Raw genomic sequence first — 3,780 nt, forward strand, 5'->3', positions numbered from 1 at the left:
ATCCTCGCCCGCCGCCCCGAGGCCGTCGAACTCGCCGAGGCGGCCGGTCTCGGCGACGCCCTGCACCCGCCCGCCCCGGTCGGCGCCGCGATCTGGACCGGCGGCGCGCTGCGCCCCCTCCCCAAGGGCCATGTGATGGGGGTCCCCGGCAGCGCCGCCGCCCTCGCCGGTGTCCTCTCCGACACCGGCCTCGCCCGGATCGCCCGCGACGCGGAACTGCCCCCGCTGCGGATCGGCGAGGACGCCGGGATCGGTGCCCTGGTCGCCGAACGGATGGGCCACGAGGTGGTCGACCGGCTCGTCGAGCCGCTGCTCGGCGGCGTCTACGCGGGCGACGCCTACCGCATCTCGCTGCGCGCCGCCGTGCCCCAGCTCTACGAGGCCGCCCGCACCCACGACACCTTGCTGGCCGCCGTGCGCGCCGTGCAGCGGCAGCAGGAGGAGGCGCGCGAGGGCACACCCGCCGGGCCGGTCTTCAACGGCATCGACGGCGGTATCGGCCGGCTGCCCGAAGCGGTGGCCGCCGCCTGTCGGGCGGCGGGCGCCACCCTCGTCAGCGGCGTCTCCGTCACCGGCCTGCGCCGCACCGCGCGCGGCTGGGCCGCCGCCCTCGCGGACGGCCGCTCGCTCACGGCGGACGGCGTGATCCTGGCGGTGCCGGCGGGGGCCGCCGCCCGGCTGCTGGCCGCCGAGGCCCCGGCGGCGGGGCGCGAACTCGCCGCCCTGGAGTACGCGTCGATGGCCCTGGTCACCCTCGCCTTCCGGCGCGCCGACCTGGCCAGGCTGCCGCGCGGCAGCGGCTTCCTGGTGCCCGCCGTCGAGGGCCGCACCATCAAGGCCGCCACCTTCACCAGCAGCAAGTGGGGCTGGGCCGCGGCCGCCGATCCCGGGCTGTTCATCCTGCGGACGTCGATCGGCCGCTACGGCGAGGCCGGGCCGCTCCAGTGGGAGGACGCCGAACTCGTCCGGGCCGCCCGCGCCGACCTCGCCGAGGCCACCGGTCTCGCGGCCGAGCCCGTCGACGCCGTGGTGACCCGCTGGTACGACGGGCTGCCCCAGTACCAGGTCGGCCACCCGGCGTGGGTGGCCCGCGTCCGTTCCTATCTGGCGGCGCTGCCCGGGCTGCGGCTGTGCGGGGCCGCGTACGACGGGGTCGGCATCGCGGCGTGCGTCGCGAGCGGCACGCGTGCCGCCCGGGAACTGCTCACCCCGGAGACCGGGCCGCGCGAGGAGACAGGAGAATGAGGACATGACTGCTGCACCCGACAAGGCCCCCAACGCGGGCAAGCGTGCCAAGGACCTCAACGAGGTCATCCGCTACACCCTGTGGTCGGTGTTCCGGCTGCGCGACACGCTGCCCGAGGACCGGGCCGGCATCGCCGAGGAGGTCACCGACCTGTTCGAGCAGCTGGCGGGCAAGGACGTCACCGTGCGCGGCACCTACGACGTCTCGGGGCTGCGCGCCGACGCCGACGTCATGATCTGGTGGCACGCGGAGACCTCGGACGCGCTCCAGGAGGCGTACAACCTCTTCCGCCGCACCCGGCTGGGCCGCGCGCTGGAGCCGGTCTGGTCGAACATGGCGCTGCACCGGCCGGCCGAGTTCAACAAGTCGCACATCCCCGCGTTCCTCGCCGACGAGGAGGCCCGCGACTACGTGAGCGTCTACCCGTTCGTGCGCTCCTACGACTGGTACCTGCTGCCGGACGAGGAGCGGCGGGCGCTGCTGGCCGAGCACGGGAAGATGGCGCGCGGCTACCCGGATGTGCGGGCCAACACGGTGGCGTCCTTCTCGCTGGGCGACTACGAGTGGATCCTGGCCTTCGAGGCGGACGAACTCCACCGCATCGTCGACCTGATGCGCCACCTGCGCGGCTCGAAGGCGCGGCTGTACGTGCGCGAGGAGATCCCCTTCTACACCGGCCGCCGCAAGCCGGTCGCGGAGCTGGTGGCCACCCTCGCCTGAGCCGCGCGGGCCCGGGGCGGACCGCCGTCCGCCCCGCCCCGCGGCCCCTCACTCGGCGAGCAGCCGCCGCCGGGCCTCCTCCACGTCGAAGTCGCCGGGCGGGAAGCGCGGGTCCATCTCCCGCAGGTGTTCCAGCAGCAGCCGGCTGACCGCCCAGTTGCGGTACCAGCGACGGTTGGCCGGGACCACGTACCAGGGGGCGGCCTCCGTCGAGCAGCGTTCCAGCGCCGCCTCGTACGCCTTGCGGTAGTGCGGCCACAGGGCGCGTTCGGTGATGTCGTTCCGGCTGAACTTCCAGTGCTTGTCGGTGCGGTCCAGACGCCGCAGCAGCCGGGCGCGCTGCTCCTCGTTGCCGATGTGCAGGAACACCTTCACCAGCACCAGGCCGTCCCGGGTCAGCGCCTCCTCCCAGGCGTTGATCTCCGCGTACCGCCGGGACCACACGCTCTTGTCCACCAGGTGGTGGACCCGCACCGCCAGCACGTCCTCGTAGTGCGAGCGGTCGAAGATGCCGATCTCGCCGGCGCGCGGCAGGCCGTTGCTGATCCGCCACAGGAAGTGGTGGCCCAGTTCCTCCGGGGTGGGCGCCTTGAAGGCCCTGATCCGGCAGCCGGCCGGGTTCAGATGGCCGATGACGTGCTTGACGGTGCCGCCCTTGCCGGAGGTGTCCATGCCCTGGAGCACCAGCAGCAGCCGCTGTCTGGCACCGCCGGTGGCCGGCGCGAACAGCCGTTCCTGGAGGTCGGAGAGGAGCGGGGCCATCGCGCCGAGTTCGTCGCGCGCCTTGCCCTTCTTGCCGGTGAAGCCGGGGGTGTCGTCCGGGTCCCGGTGGCCCAGCCGCGCCGGGCCGCCCGGTGTCACCCGCAGCAGGTCCCGCAGCCCGTTCGCCATGCCCCGATGATGCGGCGGCGCGCCCGGCCGCGCCACCGGGGCGGCGCGGCGGCCGGGGCGGGCCGCCTCAGGAGGCGGGCACCAGCCGCCCGGCGTCACGGGCCAGGGCGGTCAGCCGGGAGATGGCCCGGTAGTACTTCTTGCGGTACCCGCCGGCCAGCATCTCCTCGCTGAACAGCGCGTCGAACGGCACGCCGGAGGCCAGCACCGGCACCTCCCGGTCGTACAGCCGGTCCGCCAGCACCACCAGCCGCAGGGCGGTCGACTGGTCGGGCACCGGGTGCACACCGGTGAGCGCGACCGCCGTCAGTCCCTCGCACATCGCGCCGTAGCGGCTCGGGTGCACCCGGGCGAGGTGGGCCAGCAGGTCGCCGAAGTCGTCCAGCGAGGCGCCCGGGGTGGCGTACGCCGCGCGGGTCACCTCGTCGTCGGTGCGCGGCGCCGGGGCCTTGGGCAGGCCGCGGTGCCGGTAGTCCTCGCCGTCGATGCGCAGCGGGGTGAAGTGCGCGGCCAGCCCCTGGATCTCGCGCAGGAAGTCGGCCGCCGCGAACCGGCCCTCGCCGAGCTTGCCGGGCAGGGTGTTGGAGGTGGCGGCCAGTGCCACGCCGTGGCCGACGAGCTTGCTCAGCAGTGAGGAGACGAGCACGGTGTCGCCCGGGTCGTCCAGCTCGAACTCGTCGATGCACAGCAGCCGGTGCCCGGCCAGGGTGGCGACGGTCTGCTGGAAGCCGAGCGCGCCGACCAGGTTCGTCAGCTCGACGAAGGTGCCGAACGCCTTGCGCTCGGCCGGGGCGTCGGTGGCGTGCCACAGGGAGGCGAGCAGATGGGTCTTGCCCACGCCGTAGCCGCCGTCCAGGTACACCCCGCGCGGGGTGGTGCGCGCCGGGGTGCGCGGCGCGCGGCGGGACAGTCCGCGCCGTCCA

Annotated in this window: 4 protein-coding genes; 2 read left to right on the forward strand and 2 right to left on the reverse strand. The window is 74.8% G+C overall.

The window, feature by feature from the left end; all coding sequences use genetic code 11:
• Positions 1–1,245: protoporphyrinogen oxidase (hemG, locus tag ACFV5N_RS25745; RefSeq protein WP_385604316.1), on the forward strand; the 1,245-nt coding region annotated here is incomplete at its 5' end.
• 4 nt (positions 1,246–1,249) lie between these two features.
• On the forward strand, positions 1,250–1,966 hold the full coding sequence (gene hemQ / locus ACFV5N_RS25750; protein ID WP_385604319.1) for a hydrogen peroxide-dependent heme synthase: 717 nt from the start codon (positions 1,250–1,252) through the stop codon (positions 1,964–1,966).
• A 48-nt stretch (positions 1,967–2,014) separates the two neighbouring features.
• Here the strand turns inward: hemQ and ACFV5N_RS25755 are convergent, their stop codons facing one another.
• Together ACFV5N_RS25755 and zapE are read right to left on the reverse strand one after the other, a co-directional pair.
• Positions 2,015–2,857 (reverse strand): PPK2 family polyphosphate kinase, encoded by an 843-nt coding sequence (locus ACFV5N_RS25755; protein WP_385604322.1) that lies wholly within the window; start codon positions 2,855–2,857, stop codon positions 2,015–2,017.
• 67 nt (positions 2,858–2,924) lie between these two features.
• A partial coding sequence (zapE, locus tag ACFV5N_RS25760) for a cell division protein ZapE (RefSeq protein ID WP_385604325.1) occupies positions 2,925–3,780 on the reverse strand: 856 nt, incomplete at its 5' end.

Source organism: Streptomyces sp. NPDC059853, from assembly GCF_042731495.1.
Classification (GTDB): domain Bacteria; phylum Actinomycetota; class Actinomycetes; order Streptomycetales; family Streptomycetaceae; genus Streptomyces.

Excerpts from the sequence above, each read along its gene's own strand:
- hemQ (WP_385604319.1), top strand. The coding sequence starts at position 1,250 with ATGACTGCTGCACCCGACAAGGCCCCCAACGCGGGCAAGCGTGCCAAG.
- ACFV5N_RS25755 (WP_385604322.1), bottom strand. The coding sequence starts at position 2,857 with ATGGCGAACGGGCTGCGGGACCTGCTGCGGGTGACACCGGGCGGCCCG.